Origin of the sequence: Dactylosporangium sp. NPDC000555 (genome assembly GCF_040300025.1) — a bacterium.
In the GTDB taxonomy this organism is placed as follows: Bacteria; Actinomycetota; Actinomycetes; order Mycobacteriales; family Micromonosporaceae; genus Dactylosporangium.
In genome coordinates this window covers 113,621-129,802 of record NZ_JBEPDB010000011.1, presented here as the reverse complement: position 1 = coordinate 129,802, position 16,182 = coordinate 113,621, and the positions used below count along the sequence as shown (strand labels likewise).

13 protein-coding genes and 1 other RNA gene are annotated in these 16,182 nt (G+C 72.1%); 6 read left to right on the top strand and 8 right to left on the bottom strand.

What is annotated here, in order from left to right:
- Positions 1-38: 38 nt before the first annotated feature.
- Positions 39-869, bottom strand: a complete 831-nt coding sequence (locus tag ABT297_RS10255) for a hypothetical protein (RefSeq protein WP_350547041.1) — start codon at positions 867-869, stop codon at positions 39-41.
- Between ABT297_RS10255 and ABT297_RS10250 the strand changes: the two genes are divergently transcribed.
- The 4 genes from ABT297_RS10250 to ABT297_RS10235 all read left to right on the top strand — a co-directional run bounded on the left by ABT297_RS10250 (position 859) and on the right by ABT297_RS10235 (position 6,087).
- Positions 859-2,526 (top strand): hypothetical protein, encoded by a 1,668-nt coding sequence (locus ABT297_RS10250; protein ID WP_350547039.1) that lies wholly within the window; start codon positions 859-861, stop codon positions 2,524-2,526. The two genes, ABT297_RS10255 and ABT297_RS10250, sit on opposite strands and share 11 nt — an antisense overlap.
- 662 nt (positions 2,527-3,188) lie before the next feature.
- Positions 3,189-4,469, top strand: a complete 1,281-nt coding sequence (gene aroA / locus ABT297_RS10245; protein ID WP_350547037.1) for a 3-phosphoshikimate 1-carboxyvinyltransferase — start codon at positions 3,189-3,191, stop codon at positions 4,467-4,469.
- A gap of 104 nt (positions 4,470-4,573) precedes the next feature.
- A complete protein-coding gene (locus tag ABT297_RS10240) occupies positions 4,574-4,972 on the top strand; it encodes a pyridoxamine 5'-phosphate oxidase family protein (protein ID WP_350547034.1) in 399 nt (132 codons plus the stop codon).
- Positions 4,973-5,448: 476 nt separating this feature from the next.
- Positions 5,449-6,087 carry a hypothetical protein gene (locus ABT297_RS10235; protein WP_350547032.1) on the top strand — a complete coding sequence of 213 codons (639 nt, stop codon included), beginning with the start codon at positions 5,449-5,451 and terminating at the stop codon, positions 6,085-6,087.
- A gap of 78 nt (positions 6,088-6,165) precedes the next feature.
- Here ABT297_RS10235 and rnpB read toward each other — a convergent pair.
- Positions 6,166-6,571, bottom strand: an RNA gene (gene rnpB, locus ABT297_RS10230) — RNase P RNA component class A.
- 29 nt (positions 6,572-6,600) lie between these two features.
- Here rnpB and ABT297_RS10225 point away from each other — a divergent pair.
- A complete protein-coding gene (locus ABT297_RS10225) occupies positions 6,601-7,380 on the top strand; it encodes a sulfite exporter TauE/SafE family protein (RefSeq protein ID WP_350547030.1) in 780 nt (259 codons plus the stop codon).
- 164 nt (positions 7,381-7,544) lie between these two features.
- On the opposite strand, the gene ABT297_RS10220 is transcribed toward ABT297_RS10225, so the two are convergent.
- From ABT297_RS10220 to ABT297_RS10200, 5 genes are read right to left on the bottom strand one after another with little or no spacing between them, the layout of a single operon-like run.
- The gene (locus ABT297_RS10220) at positions 7,545-8,615 is read right to left on the bottom strand and encodes a bifunctional RNase H/acid phosphatase (protein WP_350547027.1); all 1,071 of its coding nucleotides are present in this window, start codon (positions 8,613-8,615) and stop codon (positions 7,545-7,547) included.
- A gap of 4 nt (positions 8,616-8,619) precedes the next feature.
- Positions 8,620-9,360, bottom strand: coding sequence for a zinc ribbon domain-containing protein (locus tag ABT297_RS10215; protein ID WP_350547025.1), 741 nt, complete (start codon positions 9,358-9,360; stop codon positions 8,620-8,622).
- On the bottom strand, positions 9,357-10,175 hold the full coding sequence (locus ABT297_RS10210; RefSeq protein WP_350547023.1) for a Nif3-like dinuclear metal center hexameric protein: 819 nt from the start codon (positions 10,173-10,175) through the stop codon (positions 9,357-9,359). Before ABT297_RS10210 ends, ABT297_RS10215 begins: the two co-directional genes overlap by 4 nt.
- Entirely contained in the window at positions 10,166-10,759 is a 594-nt protein-coding gene (locus ABT297_RS10205; protein ID WP_350547021.1) for a flavoprotein, read from the bottom strand. The genes ABT297_RS10210 and ABT297_RS10205 overlap by 10 nt, the downstream gene beginning before the upstream one ends.
- Positions 10,760-10,779: 20 nt before the next feature.
- Positions 10,780-12,012, bottom strand: a complete 1,233-nt coding sequence (locus tag ABT297_RS10200; RefSeq protein WP_350547019.1) for a helix-turn-helix domain-containing protein — start codon at positions 12,010-12,012, stop codon at positions 10,780-10,782.
- Between the two features lie 193 nt (positions 12,013-12,205).
- On the opposite strand from ABT297_RS10200, the gene ABT297_RS10195 reads away from it, so the two are divergent.
- The gene (locus tag ABT297_RS10195; protein WP_350547017.1) at positions 12,206-12,832 is read left to right on the top strand and encodes a bifunctional DNA primase/polymerase; all 627 of its coding nucleotides are present in this window, start codon (positions 12,206-12,208) and stop codon (positions 12,830-12,832) included.
- Positions 12,833-13,214: 382 nt separating this feature from the next.
- Here ABT297_RS10195 and aceE read toward each other — a convergent pair whose 3' ends face one another.
- A complete protein-coding gene (gene aceE, locus ABT297_RS10190; RefSeq protein WP_350547014.1) occupies positions 13,215-15,959 on the bottom strand; it encodes a pyruvate dehydrogenase (acetyl-transferring), homodimeric type in 2,745 nt (914 codons plus the stop codon).
- Positions 15,960-16,182 lie beyond the last annotated feature (223 nt).

The window sequence follows — 16,182 nt, the reverse complement described above, 5'->3', positions numbered from 1 at the left end:
CCCAGAGGGCGGACCGGCCGTCGTTGCGAGTACCTCCGTTACGGGCGGGCGATGCTCGCCCAGTCCTCCGGCGTCATGCTCGCGGCCTCCTCCGGGTTGTTGCCGTTCTCGCGGCCCGGGATGGCCTCGGCCGCGGCGCCCGACGCGGTGTCCTCCTCCGCCGCCGGGGCCCCGGCGTCCAGGCCGCCCTCGGCGATGACCGCCGGGGGCGTCGCCGGCTCGACCGGCTCGACGGACTCGACCGGATCGGCCGCCGCGGGGGCGAGCGTCTGCGGGGCCTCGGCCGCCGCGGCGGGCGGCGTGGCGGCCTTGCGGGCCGGCGCCTTCCGTGCGGTGGCCTTCCTCGCCGCCGCCTTGGTCGCCGTGGCCTCGATCGCCGTGGCCTCGGTCGCCGTGGCCTCGGTCGCCGTGGCCGCCTTGCGGGCCGGTGCCTTCCGTGCGGTGGTCTTCCTCGCCGCCGTCTTGGTCGCCGTGGCCTCGGTCGTCGGGGCCTCGGTCGCCGTGGCCTTGGCGCCCGTCGACTTCGCCGCCGCGGTCTTGGCCGGGGTGGCCTTCGCTGTCGCCTTGGCCGGGGCCGCCTTCGCCGCCGCGGACTTGGTGGCCCTCGCCGTGGTCGCCTTCGCCGTGGTCGCCTTAGCCGCCGCGGACTTGGTAGCCCTCGCCGTGGTCGCCTTCGCCGTGGTCGCCTTCGCCGCCGCCTTGGTAGCCGCCGCCTTGGTGGCCCTGGCCGTGGTCGCCTTGGCCGTGGTCGCCGTCGCCGCCTTGGCCGTGGTGGTCTTGGCGGCGGTCGTCTTGGTCGCGGCCCTGGTCGCCGTGGCCCTGGCGCCCGCCGTCTTCGTCGCGGCGGTCTTGGCCGGGGTGGCCTTCACCGCCGTCTTCGCCGCGGCGGCCCTGGTTGCCGCCTTCGCCGGAGCAGCCTTCGCCGCCGCGGACTTGGTCGCCTTGGCCGTGGTCGCCTTGGCCGCCGACCTGGCGGGGGCGGCCTTGGCGGCGGACGTCCGGGTCGTCGCCTTCGCCGGAGCCGCCTTCGCCGCCGACTTCGCGGCGGTGGCCTTGGTCGCAGCCTTCGCCGGAGCCGCCTTCGCCGTGGCGGTCTTCCTCGCCGCCGCCTTGGCCGGGGTGGCCTTCGCGGTCGCGGCCTTCTTCGCCGCCGCGGTGGTCTTCGCGGCCGTGGTGGCCTTGGCAGCCGTCGACTTCGCCGCGGTCGCCTTGGTCGCCTTGGCCGCCGCCTTCGCCGGAGCCGCCTTCGCCGTGGCCGTCCTCTTCGCCGCCGCCTTCGCCGGAGCCGCCTTCGCCGCCGCCTTGGTAGCCGCCGCCTTGGTGGCCCTGGCCGTCGTCGTCTTGGCCGCGGCCGCCTTGGCCGTGGTCGCCTTCGCCGCCGTCGACTTCGCCGCGGTCGCCTTGGTCGCCGCCTTCGCCGGGGCTGCCTTCGCCGTGGCGGTCCTCTTCGCCGCTGCCTTGGCCGGGGTGGCCTTCGCGGTCGCGGCCTTCTTCGCGGCCGTGGTGCTCTTGGCAGCCGTGGTCTTGGCGGCGGTGGTCTTCTTGGCCGCCGTGGTGGTCGTCTTCGCCGCGCTCTTGGCCGGCGCGGCCTTCTTCGCTGCCGCCTTGACCACGGTGGTGGTCTTGGCCGCCGTCTTCTTCGCGGCCGCGGCGGTCGTCTTGGCCGCCGCCGCCGCCGTCTTGGCCGCCGCCGCCGTCGCCGTCTTGGCCGCCGCCGCCGTCTTCCTCGCCGCGGGGGTGGCCGTCTTGGCCGCCGCCGTCGTCTTCTTCGCCGCCGGCGTCGCCGCCTTGGCCGCCGCCGTCGTCTTCCTCGCTGCCGGGGTGGCCGTCTTGGCGGCCGCCGGCTTCCGCGACGACGTCGACGTCGAAGACGCCGGGGTCGCGGTCTTGGCGCTCGCCGGCTTCCGCGACGCCGAAGACGCCGGGGCCGCCGTCTTGGCTGCCGCCGTCGTCTTCTTCGCCGCCGGGGTGGCCGTCTTGGCCGCCGCCGGCTTCCGCGACGACGTCGACGCCGAAGACGCCGGGGTCGCCGCCTTGGCCGCCGCCGACTTGCGCGCTGACGTCGACGACGCCGGGGTCACTGCCGCCGTTGTGGTGCGGCGGGGGGAACTTGCGGCGACCGTCCCACGGGCCTTGGCGGGGGCCGGGTCGGTCGTCACGGGGGCCTGGGCCGCCGCGTTGGTCGCGGCCGCGCGCGCTGCGGCCGATCTCGTGGTGGCCTTGTTTGCTGCGGCCATCGTGGTCCTCCTGGAGGAGTTATCCCGCGTCCTGCGGGATATTCGCGGTTGGGTTGTGCGGGTGGACGGGTGTTCCGGTTGCCGTCGGACCCGGGCGGTTCGCGGTCGCCCGTGGTCCGGCGTCGTACTAGGGCTTGCCTTCCCACCGTTCGTCCTCGGCGTCCCACGCCTCGTTGCGTTCGTGGACTTTAGCGAGGGCCTGCTCGGCTTCTGCCGCCGAATCATAGGGGCCGAGGCGATCCCTTCCAGGGCACATGTCGGCCTCGGACTCGACCCGTTGGTGAGATAGGCACCAGTAGTACCGCTCAGCACCGCTGCTGCTCATGACATCACTGTGCACCGCAAATGCAACACGCGCCACCGAAACCGGCAAATACCTGGTTCAGATTCCACAGTAGACGCAACCGGCCGAGATCGGTCTCAGACCCGCACGGCACCGGCTCCGGATGCTGCTAGGCGCCTCGAGCCGGTCCGGATCCATTGTGTGGCAAGGCTTTCCCAATCATGTGCCCACCCGAAAATCCCATGCGGAACCGGGAGTTGTCGCGTCGCCATGTGGTCACCATCACCCGAGGGTGAGCCGAACGGAGGAAGCACATTCGAGTCGTCCGGTCGACCCTCCGGCCATCGTTCGGGGGCGAACGAGAATCGTCCACGGTGGACACCAAGGCGCTCCGGCGAGCCGCACGAGACCAGCCGGTCCCGGGGGGCCGTGAAAGACCCGGCGGCGGCGGAATGCGAGCAGTATGCGTACCGCCTCTCCGACGAGTGGAGCCCCGCAGCGCGACAGTCCCCGAACCGTCGCGGATCCCGGCCCCGGTGAACCGCGTGCGGCGCCCGGTGCACGACCATCCGGTGCCGCTGGAGCCGGTCGACCTGGGGTACCGGACGAAGCTCCGGAAACGGCGGCCCTCGTTCCCGCGCCCGCGGGGCCTGCGGGACAATCGAAGGGTGAGCCTCCATGCCGATGACCTGCCGGACGTCCTCGCCATCACGCCGCTGGCCTCGCCGCCCGACGTGGTGCTGCGCCCGCCCGGCTCGAAGAGCATCACCAACCGCGCCCTCATCTGCGCCGCGCTCGCGCCCGGGCGCAGCACGCTGACGGGAGTGCTCTTCGCCGACGACACGTACGCGATGCTCGACGCCGTCCGGGCGCTGGGCGTGACCCTCACCGTCGACGAGGCCGCGCGGACGGCGGTCGTTGACGGGGTCGACGTGCGTGCCGCCGCCGGCGACGTGCACATCGACGCACGCCAGTCGGGCACCACGTCGCGGTTCGTGCTGCCGGCGGCGGCGCTGCGCCCCGCGCGCGGCGTGGTCGACGGCACGCCGCAGCTGCGCGCCCGGCCGTTCGCCGCGCTCGTCGTCGCGCTGCGCGAGCTGGGCGCGACGGTGGAGGACCTGGGCGAGCCCGGGTTCCTGCCGGTCGCCGTCACCGGGCCGCTGACCGGGGGCAAGGTGGCGCTACCGGGGCACATCTCCAGCCAGTACCTCTCCGGCTTGCTCATGGCCGGTCCGCTCATGGCCGAGGGGCTGACGGTCGAGCTCACCTCGCCGCTGGTCTCGGTGCCCTACGTCGAGGCGACCACCGCCGTCATGACCGCGTTCGGCGTGACCGTGGAGGGTCTGACGGTGCAGCCGGGCGCATACCGGGCGACCGACTACGACATCGAGCCCGACGCGAGCGCCGCCTCCTACCTGCTGGCCGCGGCCGCGATCACCGGCGGGCGGGTGACCGTCGAGGGGCTGGGCACCCGCAGCCTGCAGGGCGACGTGCGCTTCGCCGAGCTGCTGGAGCGGATGGGGGCCCGGGTCGAGTGGGCCGCCGACAGCATCACGGTCACCGGCACCGGCGAGCTGCACGGCATCGAGGTCGACATGGCCGACATCTCCGACACCGCGCAGACCCTCGCCGCGGTGGCCGTGTTCGCCGACTCCCCGACCCGGATCACCGGCATCGGCTTCATCCGCCGCAAGGAGACCGACCGCATCGGCGCGATCGTGACGGAGCTGTCCCGCGCGGGCATTGACGCGGTCGAGGAGGCCGACGGGTTCACCATCAACCCGGCCACGCCAACCCCGACCACGTTCGACACCTACGAGGACCACCGCATGGCGATGAGCCTGGCGCTGCTGGGCCTGCGGGTGCCGGGCATCGAGATCCGCGACCCACGGTGCGTGGCGAAGACCTACCCGGAGTACTTCGAGGACCTGGCTCGCCTGTCGCAGTAGGCCCGGGGCCAGCAACCCCGTTTGCCCGGGCACTCCGGCCGCGCTGGATGCCCAACGACCTGGAGGAATTGGTCCGTATGGCTCCCCGCCCGCACGACCGGCGCGTGTCCGACACGCTGCGCCGGCTCGCCGAGAATGTGGACGCCTGGATCGCGACGGCGACGCCGGACGGCATGCCGTACCTGGTGCCGCTGTCGTTCCTCTGGGACGGCGAGACGCTGCTGCTCGCGACCGCGGCCACGTCGCCGACGGCTCGCAACATGCTCGCCTCGAAGGACGTCCGCATCGGCGTCGGCCCGACCCGCGACGTGGTGCTCATCCACGGCGCGGTGACGGCCGTGCCGACCGCCGAGCTCTCGCCGGCCGAGGGCGACGCGTTCGCCGAGAAGACAGGGTTCGACCCGCGAACCCTGCGCGACTACCTGTATTTCCGCGTCCGCCCGCTCCGCGTCCAGGCCTGGCGCGAAGTGGACGAGCAGCCCGGCCGCGACATCACCCTGTGACGCGGCGGCACTGCTGAGTTGCCTTGAGCGTCCCCGCATTCCGGCACACCCCCGTTCGCCCGGCGGCCGCCAGCACCCGGTGCTCGTCATCGAGGCGGAGCAGGTGCGGCCTGCCGGAACCGGACGGTTCGCGCTGACGTGAGCCGCAGGTGACGTCTGGGATGTGAGGCGGACGGCAACAGCAATACCCCTCGTCTACCCGACGCGACACCAACCCCCGGACATTTCCCGTGCAGTACGTTGTCCGTGAGCAGGTCCGCAAGGCGAGGAGAGCGCCGGCGTCCGGCCTGTCAGCCGGTCAATCGGCTACCGGTCCATTTCCGTACACGTAGGGCGCGCTCCGACGCGCCCAATTGAGTGCTGCTTTCGCTACCTACATCCCCCGCCACGAAGGTGGGTTGATCCCGCCTGCCCAATTTCGTCCGCATATCTCGAAAGAGACGTGACAACAAGAGATCGACACAGGGAGGCCAAACATGAAGACGCACATCAAACGCGCCGCCGTCGTCCTCGGCGCCGCAGGAATGATCGTCGCGGGCGGCGGTGCGACAGCCATCGCCACCGGCGCCAAACACACCAGGATCGAGTTCCAGATGGTCCGGTCCGCGAACTCGGTGAATACGGGCTGCCTGCCCGACGCCAAGGCCAAGGTCACCGTACAGTCAAAGGGGCCGGTCGAGGTAATGACGATCGTGGCGAGCGGCTTGCCGAAGAACACGGAGTTCGATCTGTTCGTCACCCAGGTGCCGAACGCGCCGTTCGGCCTGTCCTGGTACCAGGGCGACCTGGACACGAACCGCTCGGGCACAGCCACCGGCAGGTTCGTCGGCCGGTTCAGCATCGAGACGTTCAGCGTGGCGCCCGGCACCGCCCCGGCCCCGGTGGTGCACACCTCGCCGATCCCGGACGCCTCGTCGAACCCGCGGACGAACCCGGTCCACCAGTACCACCTCGGGCTGTGGTTCAACTCGCCGAAGGATGCGGTCGCCGCCGGCTGCCAGAAGGACCCGAACGCGGTGACGCCGTTCAACGGCGACCACACCGCGGGCGTGCAGGCGTTGAGCACAAGGAACTTCCCGGACGACCACGGTCCGCTGCGCGACCTGCGGCCGTAACCCACGGCAGACGGTGAACGCGGCCAGGCGCGGTGACATGGTCCCCGCCTGGCCGCCGGGCCGTGATCGAGAGGGCGACGGACGAGTCGACCTGTACGCCGGGTTCTGTCCCCGCCTTGCGGTGGGGGGCGGCCATCCATCTCGGCCTGCCGTTGCCGGCAGGCTCCAGCGGTCCACCCGCAGGCTCGGGCGGGCAGCCCTCGAACGCCTGCGCAGGCCGGGCCCGTGGGCGCCGGCCCTTTTGACCTTGCTCCGGGTGGGGTTTACCTAGCCGCCCCGGTCGCCCGGGGCGCTGGTGGGCTCTTACCCCACCGTTTCACCCTTACCCAGCCGGCCGGTTTCCCGGCCCTCTGGGCGGTCTGCTTTCTGTGGCACTGTCCCGCGGGTCGCCCCGGGTTGCCGTTAACAACCACCCTGCCCTGTGGAGCCCGGACGTTCCTCGGCGGCACCAGTGTGGTGCCGACGCGGCCGCCCGGTCGACTCGTCCGTCGCGCTGACTATGGTAGTCAGACCATGAACCCCTCAGACATCGCCTTGCTGTCCGTGGCCGGACTGGCGGCCGGAACCGTCAACGCGATCGCGGGGGGTGGCTCGCTCATCACGTTTCCCGCGCTGATCGCCACGGGGCTGCCGCCCGTGGCGGCGAACGTGACCAACACCACGTCCGTCTTCCCCGGGTACGTCGCGTCCGTCTACGGCAGCCGCACCGACCTGGCCGACCTGGCCCGGGACGGGTCTCGGCGGCTGCTGCTGAGCCTCGGGCCGACGTCGGTCGTCGCGGCCTCGCTCGGGTGCGCGCTGCTGCTGCTGACGCCGGCCGAGGCCTTCGACCTCGTGGTGCCGTTCCTTGTGCTGGGGGCCACGGCGGTGCTCGCGTTCCAGGACCGGCTGCGGCGGCTCGTCGGGCATCCTCGCGAGCTGTCGCCCCGCCGGCAGCGGCTCGGGCTGCACGGGATGGTGTTCCTCGGCTCGCTGTACGGCGGGTACTTCGGCGCCGCCCTCGGCGTGATGCTCGTCGCCGCGCTCGCGCTCGTCCTGGACCAGTCCATGGCCCGGGTCAGCGCGCTGAAGAATGTCATCTCGGCGCTCGGCGGGCTGGTCGGCGTGCTCGCGTTCGGGCTGTTCGGGCCGGTCGACTGGTTCGACGTGGCGATCGTCGCGCCGGCCGCGATCGTCGGCGGGTACGTCGGCGCCCGGCTGGCCCGCCGGCTGCCGAGCGCGGTGCTCAAGACGATGATCGTCGTGTTCGGCTCGGTGGTGGGGCTGGTGCTGCTGTACCGCGCGTTCTTCTAGCTAGCGCCTGTTTCATAGCTGGGGTGGGAGCGAGGCGGAGTCCAGATTTCGTCTGGTGGTGGCCCCCGGGAGCCAGGCTACCGGTGTTGTAACCGGGCTTGCGCGGGACGCCGCCAGGCGGAATCTGGGCCCGCCGCAGCCCCGCCTCAGCTATGAAGCAGGCGCTAGGACAGGTGAGCGGTCTCGTTCACCAGGCGCACCGCGACGCCGCCGTCGGGCCAGGAGTCCACGAGCGACAGGCCGGCGGGGTCGAGGTACAGCCGGAAGAGGAGCGAGTCGCTCGCGGCGAGCGCGTCGCGCAGCAGCAGCTTGATCGGGGTGACGTGGCTGACGACGGCGATCTCGCGGCCCTCGTAGCGCTCCTGCAGCCGCCGCACGGCCCGCCGCACCCGCATGGCGACCTGCTGGAACGACTCGCCGCCCGGCGGCGCGACGGCGGTGGAGGCGAGCCAGCGGTCCTGCTCGGGGCCGTAGCGCTCGCGGACCTCGGCGTAGGTGAGCCCCTCCCACTCGCCGAAGTCGCACTCGATGAGGTCGTCCTCGACGTGGATCGGCACGTCGCCGAAGGCGGCCGCGGTTTCGAGGCAGCGCTTCAGCGGCGAGCTGACCACCGCGGCGATGGACGGGGCGAGCTGCCGCGCGCGGGCGGCGGCGCGGGCCGCCTGCTCGTGGCCGGCCTCGGAGAGGGCGATGTCGCCGCGGCCGGAGTAGCGCTTCTGGGCCGTATACGGGGTCTGTCCGTGTCGCAGGACCACCATCCGCAGCGGCGAGCCGGTCGAGGGCGGCGACCACGACCGCGGCGGCTCCGAGGCGGCGGGAGGCTCCACGTCCGAGGCGGTCTTGCCGTCCATCGCGGCGTTGGCCAGGCGGTCGGCGTGCCGGTTCCGCTCGCGGGGGATCCAGGTGTACCGAATCCGGGAAAAGCCCTTGGCCAGTTCCCGGGCCTCCTCGGCGAGCGGGCGCAGGCCGGGGTGCTTGATCTGCCAGCGCCCGGACATCTGCTCGATGACGAGCTTGGAGTCCATGCGCACCTCGGCCTCGTCGGCGCCGAGCTCGCGTGCGGCGCGCAGGCCGGCGATGAGCCCGGAATACTCGGCGACGTTGTTGGTCGTCACGCCGAGCGTGCCGAGGCGCTCGGCGAGCACCTCGCCGGACTCGTCGAGCACGACGGCGCCATAGCCGGCCGGGCCGGGGTTTCCGCGCGACCCGCCATCCGCTTCGACGGCCACCCGCATGCGGCTACAGCCCCGACTCGGCGGTGCGCACCAGGATGCGGCGGCACTCCTCGCAGCGCACGACCTCGTCCGGGTCGGCGGCCTTCACCCGGGCCCGGTCGCCGCCGGCGAGCTCGATGCGGCAGCCCTCGCAGCGGCCCTGGCGCAGCATGGCCGCGCCGATGCCGCCGCTGCTCTCGCGGATCTTGTCGTAGAGGGTGACGAGGTCCACGGGCAGGTCCGCGGCGAGTGGGCGGCGGCCGGCCCGGCGGAACTCCTCGTCCTTGGCGATCGCGGCGAGGGCCTCGTCGCGGCGCCGCTCAGCCTCGTCGCGGGCGGCCCGGCGGGCCTCCAGCTCGGTGCGGACCTCGTCCAGGGCCGCCTGCGCGGTCTCGCGCTGCTCCATGAGCTCCAGCTCGGCGTCCTCGAGCTCGGACTGGCGCCGGTTGAGCGTGGCGATCTCGTGCTGCAGCGCCTCGAGCTCGCGCGCCGGGCCGGTGCCGGCGTCGAGGCGCGTCTGGTCCTTCTGCTTGCGGGCACGGACCTGCTCGGCGTCGCGCTCGAGCCGGTCGATGTCGCGGTCGAGGTCGTCGACGGCCACCTGGGCACGGACCCGCTGATCCTCCCTCGTTGACAGCTCGCGGGCCAGCTTGTCGAGCTCGGCATGCTCGGGCAGGGCCTTGCGCTTGTGCGCGAGCTGGGTCAGCGCGATGTCGATCGCCTGCAGGTCGAGCAGGCGGCGCTGGGATTGCGGGTCAGCCTTCACGAGTCGTTGCCCTCCACGGAGCCTCTCAACAGTACCCAGGGTGAGGTGTCCACATCGGACACCACGGTCTGCACGCCGGCCTCCGCCCGCAGGAACGCCGCCACGTCGTCCAGCCAGGGCCGTTCGGACGCCCAGTGGGCGACGTCGACGAGGGCCGGCCCGCCATTGGCGAGGTGCTCCTGCGCCGGGTGGTGGCGCAGATCCGCGGTCAAGTATGCGTCAACGCCGGCCCGCACCGCGTCGGCCAGGAACGCGTCGCCGGCGCCGCCGGAGACCGCGACCGTCTCGACCGTCGCGGCCGGGTCGCCAGCGGCGCGCACGGCGGCGGCCGTCTTCGGCAGGCTCGCCGCCGCGTGGGCGGCGAAGGCGGCCAGGGTCATCGGCTCGGGAAGTCGCCCGACGCGGCCGTGTCCCCGCTCGGGCGCGCGGGGATCGGGGCGCAGCGGCCGCACGTCGCGCAGGCCGAGGGCCGCGGCCAGGGAGTCGGACACGCCCGGGTTGGCGACGTCGCCGTTGGTGTGGGCGGTGTACAGCGCGATCCCGGACCGGATCATCCGGTGCACGATCCGGCCCTTGTACGTCGTGGGCGCCACGCTGGACACCCCGCGCAGCAGCAGCGGGTGGTGGGTGAACACGAACTCGGCCCCGGCCGCCTCCGCCTCGTCCACGACCGCCGGGTCGCAGTCGACGGCGAGCAGCACCCGGGTGACGGTCGCGTCGGGGTCGCCGAGGACGAAGCCGACGCGGTCCCAGTCCTCGGCCCAGTCCGGCGGATACCGCCGCTCCAGCAGTTCCACGAGTTCGGCTACACGCACGGCGTAACGTTAGCCCCCGCGTCCCCGCCCGTGATCCGCTGGGCCCGCACGGACGGGTGCCGATCGAGCGCGTCGAGCGGCAGGTGCCACGGAAAGTCGTCACGGGTCTCGCCGATCCCGGGCTGGTGCAGATCGACGACCTCCTCGCCGTAGAGGACGGTGACGCCCCAGGAGCGCAGCCGCTCGATCGACTCGCCGAAGGCGGGATGGGCCGCCATCGCGCGGTTGGTGTACGGCACGGCCACGATCGGCAGGTCCAGGCCGAGCCCCTCCACGATGAGGCCGAGGGCCAGGGTGTCGGCGATGCCGGCCGACCACTTGTTGACGGTGTTGACGGTGGCCGGCGCGACGATCATGGCCTCGGCCGGGGGCAGGACGTCGGGTTCGCCTGGGTACTTGTAGCGGTGCCGCACCGGGTGGCCCGTCTGCTTGACGACGGCGGGGATGTCGAGCCACTTGAGGGCGTCCGGCGTGGCGACCACGCAGACGTCCCAGCCCCGCTGCTGCGCGAGCGAGATCAGGGTGCCGACGCCCTGGGTGGCCGGGGAGCCACACACGACGGCGTAAAGGACGGGTCCGGACATACCGGCATTCTGCCTTGTGTTCAAACCCCCACGCTCATATGTTCGGCGAGTTCGGCCACCGGGGCGGACGGGGCGCCGCGGGTGCGGCGCAGGACGTCGCTGAGCACCTCGCGGGCCAGGGGCCGGCACCGGATCTCCGCGGGGGCCAGCCGGTCGCCCTCGAGCAGCATCTCGCTGGCCACCTCGATGTCGCCGATCAGCGCCCGCGCCCGGGCCTGGTCCAGGTAGTGGTGCGCCCGGCGCTCCGGCAGCAGGGCCTGAAACGCATCAAGATCCAGATTTTCGTGTACCTCCACAGCCACCCGCCCCTCGCCGAGTTCCACGGCGGCGGCGGCGCGGTGCAGCTGGACGTTCGTCGGGCCGAAGCACGTCCAGTAGTAGTTGGCGTCGCCACCCAGGCCGCGGGCCGCCTCCTCGGCGCCGGCGAGCAGGTCGCGCACGGTCGCGCTGTCGCCGGTGCGGGCCGCGGCCATCGCGCCCTGCAGCAGCAGTTGCCCGTAGACGGACAGGCGCTCGGGCGTGTGGTCGTTGCCGTCGGTACCGGGGGCGAGCCGGTTGGCGATGTTGACGTTGATCTCCAGCGCGGGCCGGGCGCGCCCGAGCGACAGCAGCGCCAGCGCGACGCGCGTGGTGGCGGTGCCGGCCAGCAGCTGGTCGCCGGTGCGCTGGGACACGGCGATCGAGCGGTCCGCGGCGAGCCAGGACAGCTCGTGCTCGCCGAGCTTGCGCAGCGCCGACGAGGCGATCTGGTACACCTGTCCGAGCAGGTGAGCGGCCTCCTCGGCCTGCGGGCCGTCGGTGTAGGCGGTGTCGGCGGCCTGCGCCTCGCGCAGCAGGCGGGGCAGGGTGCGGGCCAGCGTGGCGTACTTCGCGTGCTGGTAGCTCAGCCAGGCGTGGGTGACGGCCTTGCGCATCTCCGGCAGGGAGGGCGGCTCCGGCGGCGCGTAGAAGAACGCGCTGATCTGGTCGTAGCGCTCCAGCGCGGCCCGGATCTCCTCGACCTCGACCTGGTCGACGCCGCTGACGCTGTCCGGCCGCCGCTCCGGGTCCCGCCCCAGCAGGATCTGCACGTCGAGCTGGAGGACGTCGGCGATCTCGTACACGACGGAGAACTTGTCCAGCCGGCGCACGCCGCGCTCGACCTTGTCGACCCAGCTCTTGGACTTGCCGAGCCGGTCGGCGAACACCTGCTGCGACATCTTGCGCCGGTTTCTCCAGTACGCCACCCGACGGCCGATGGGCAACTCATCCACGTCGCTCACCTCCGGAGGTCACCCAGCCGGTAGACATCGCACGATTTGTGCGGTTCCTCCCGGTCACCCGCTCATATGTTCCGATGTGCAAGTTGCAACCCCCGTCGTCAAGGCCAACGACGCACAACGCGTCCGGTAACGCGACGTGGTTTCGTGCGCACTTTCCAGTGATCTCGCCCGGTAGGAGACGGTCATGCTCTGGTGGGAACGGTCGCGACTGCGCAAGGCGGCGGCCCGCTACGCCGCACACGGCTGGCCGGTGCGACCGGGCGCCTTCCTGGCCGGCCGGCACGCGGGCCGGCCCTCCCGGCCGCGCCGCTTCGACTGCGGCAGGCCGGGCTGCCCCACCGTCGCATGCCACCCGACGGCCCTGCCGGCGACCGTCGGCGAGGCCGAGGCGGCGGCGCTGTGGCGGGAGCACCCGTACACGGTGCTGCTGCCAACCGGCCATGCCTTCGACGTGCTGGAGGTGCCGAGCACCCTGGGTCGCGCCGCGCTGCTCGGCGACGGCCTCGCGGCCGCCCGCGGCCCGGTCGCGGCGGCACCCGGGGACCGCTGGATGTTCCTGGTGCTGCCCGGCCACGGGGTGCTCCCCGAGCTCGCCGCGCACCCCGGCGTGATCCTGCACGGGCAGGACTCCTGGGTCCCGGCGCCGCCGAGTCCCCAGCTCGGCGGGCGCGTGCGCTGGGAGCGCCCCCCGGAGGCGCACGACTGGAAGCCGGCCGAGCCCTACGCCGTGCAGGCGCTCATGCTCGACGCCATCGGGGCGGGGCCGGTGGCCACGGCTGGGCGGCGCGCTACCTGGCGCACCACCGCGTGATTGGGGCGAGATCCTCACAACCGGCTCTCTCTTCACGGAAGATTCACGTGCAGAATTCGTGCCGGTGCCCAACGTAGCGCCCGTGTAGCCCTACGTCGACCCTCGTAATCCGAACGTAGTACTCATTGAACGCGAGGGTAAATACTTACGAGTGAGTATTGCGTTACTCATTGATCATGCTCGACCCGAACGGGTGACGAGCCCGGTCCGCCGGTTTGTCCAGTCGATCTGCCAGCTCAGACCAACGGCACGATACCCGAGCGGTCGTTCCGCACCGGCCCGAGTCCCCAAGCCCCAAAGTCCCCTTCGAGCCCGAACTCTCGATCGTGCCGGAAGACGAGAAGGGGGCCGCGGCTGCGACCCCCTTCTGCGCGTGCGGCGGTTACGAGTCGCCGCCGGTCTCGCCGACCGGGGCGGCGTTGACGTCATCGATCGCGTACTTCTTGGCGGCGTCCGCCGGGGCCGAGGCCGGCACCTCGCCGCGGCGGGCGAGCTGGCGCAGTGCCGCCACCACGATCGACTCGGCGTCGACGTGGAAGTGGCGGCGCAGGGCGTGCCGGGTGTCGGAGAGGCCGAAGCCGTCCGTGCCGAGCGACGTGTAGTCGTTCGGCACCCAGCGGGCGATCAGGTCCGGCACCGCGCGCATGAAGTCGCTGACCGCGACGACCGGGCCCGTCGTGTCCTGCAGGGCGCGGGTGACATACGGGACCTCGGGCTCGTCCGCCGGGTGCAGCAGGTTGTGCTCCTCGGCGCGGATCGCGTCGCGCCGCAGCTCGATCCACGACGTCGCCGACCACACGTCGGCGGCGACGCCCCACTCCTCGGCGAGCAGCTTCTGCGCCTTGAGCGCCCACTGCATGCCCGTGCCGGAGGCGAGGATCTGCGCCTTCGGACCCTCCTGGACCGGCGCCGGGGCGTAGCGGTAGAGGCCGCGCAGCAGCCCGTCGACGTCGAGGCCCTCGGGCTCCGCCGGCTGGAAGATCGGCTCGTTGTACACCGTCAGGTAGTAGATGAGGTCCTCGGGGGCCTCGCCATACATGCGGTTGACGGCGTGCTCGGTGATGTGCGCGATCTCGAACCCGAACGCCGGGTCGTAGGCCACGACGGCCGGGTTGGTCGCCGCGATGAGCAGCGAGTGCCCGTCCTCGTGCTGCAGGCCCTCGCCGTTGAGCGTGGTCCGCCCGGCGGTGGCGCCCAGCAGGAAGCCGCGCGACATCTGGTCGGCGGCGGCCCAGATCCCGTCGGCGGTGCGCTGGAAGCCGAACATCGAGTAGAAGATGTACACCGGGATGATCGGCTGGCCGTGCGTCGCGTAGCTGGTCGCGGCGGCGGTGAACGAGGCGACCGACCCGGCCTCGTTGATGCCCTCGTGCAGGATCTGCCCGGACGTCGACTCGCGGTAGGACAGGAACAGCTCCCGGTCGACCGGGGTGTAGTTCTGCCCGTGCGGCGAGTAGATCTTCGCGGTCGGGAACAGCGAGTCCATGCCGAAGGTGCGGGCCTCGTCGGGGATGACCGGCACCCAGCGCTTGCCCATGCCCTTGTCGCGCATGAGGTCCTTGAGCATGCGCACGAAGGCCATCGTGGTGGCGACCTTCTGCTTGCCGGAGCCGCGCTTGATGTCGCCGTAGACGGAGCTCTCCGGCAGCTGCAGCGGGATGTGCGTGGTGCGCCGCTCGGGCACCGCGCCGCCGAGGGCCCGCCTGCGCTCGCGCATGTACTCCATCTCCTCGGACTTCTCGTCCGGGCGGTAGTACGGCACCGCGTAGGGGTTCTCGCCGATCGCGCTGTCGGGGATGTCGAGATACAACCGGTCCCGGAAGTCCTTGACGTCCTGCAGGGTCAGCTTCTTCATCTGGTGGGTGGCGTTGCGGCCCTCGAAGTGGGAGCCCAGCGTCCAGCCCTTGATGGTCTTGGCCAGGATGACCGTCGGCTGCCCGGTGTGCTCGGTGGCCGCCTTGTACGCCGCGTAGAGCTTGCGGTAGTCGTGCCCGCCGCGCTTGAGGTTCCAGATCTCGTCGTCGGTGAGGTGCTCGACCATCTTGCGGGTGCGCGGGTCGCGGCCGAAGAAGTGCTCGCGCACATAGGCGCCGGACTCGGCCTTGTACGTCTGGTAGTCGCCGTCGGGCGTGACGTTCATGAGGTTGACCAGCGCGCCGTCGGTGTCGGCGGCGAGCAGCGGGTCCCACTCGCGACCCCAGACGACCTTGATCACGTTCCAGCCGGCGCCGCGGAAGAACGCCTCCAGCTCCTGCATGACCTTGCCGTTGCCGCGGACCGGCCCGTCGAGGCGCTGCAGGTTGCAGTTGATCACGAAGGTAAGGTTGTCGAGCTCCTCGCGGGCCGCGACGCCGATGGCGCCGATCGACTCGGGCTCGTCCATCTCGCCGTCGCCCAGGAACGCCCATACGTGCTGGCCGCTGGTGTCCTTGAAGCCGCGGTTGTGCAGGTACCGGTTGAACCGGGCCTGGTAGATCGCGTTGATGCCGCCGAGGCCCATCGAGACCGTCGGGAACTCCCAGAAGCCCGGCATGAGCCGCGGGTGCGGGTAGCTGGGCAGGCCGGCGCCGAGGCCGCCGTGCGACAGCTCCTGGCGGAAGCCGTCGAGCTGCCGCTCGCTGAGCCGGCCCTCGAGGAACGCGCGCGCGTACATGCCCGGGGAGGCGTGGCCCTGGAAGAACACCTGGTCGCCGCCGCCGGGATGGTCCTTGCCCCGGAAGAAGTGGTTGAAGCCGACCTCGTAGAGGCTCGCGGCGCTGGCGAACGTCGAGATGTGGCCGCCGACGCCGACGTCGGGCCGCTGCGCGCGCTGCACGAGCATGGCGGCGTTCCAGCGGATGTACGCCCGGATGCGCCGCTCGATGTGCTCATTGCCGGGGAACCACGGCTCCCGCTCCGGCGCGATGGTGTTGATGTAGTCGGTGGCCGTGAGCGGCGGGACGCCTACCTGTCGCTCCCGCGCCCGCTCCAGCAGGCGCAGCATCACGTAACGGGCGCGCTTCGTGCCGCGCTCGTCGATGACACCGTCCAGTGACTGGACCCACTCGGTGGTCTCCTCGGGGTCGATGTCGGGCAGCTGGCTCGGTAGGCCGTCGCTGATCACCGGGCGCTTGCGTTCGGTGGACACAGGCGTTCCTTCTAGGTTCTAGCGACCGGCGGGGTGCTCGGCGGGACGCGTCGGGCCTGCGACCGGTCTGGGTGGCCTCGGGGTGTGGCTCGATGGTTCATGGCCGTTTTGAGCCCATGTCCCATCCTGCCTGGCTTCGGTGCCGTCCGTCACGTCTACGACACACCAAGTGCGATGCTCGACACGATACCGAGTGGTAACTTATGTGACGTTTCGCTATTGA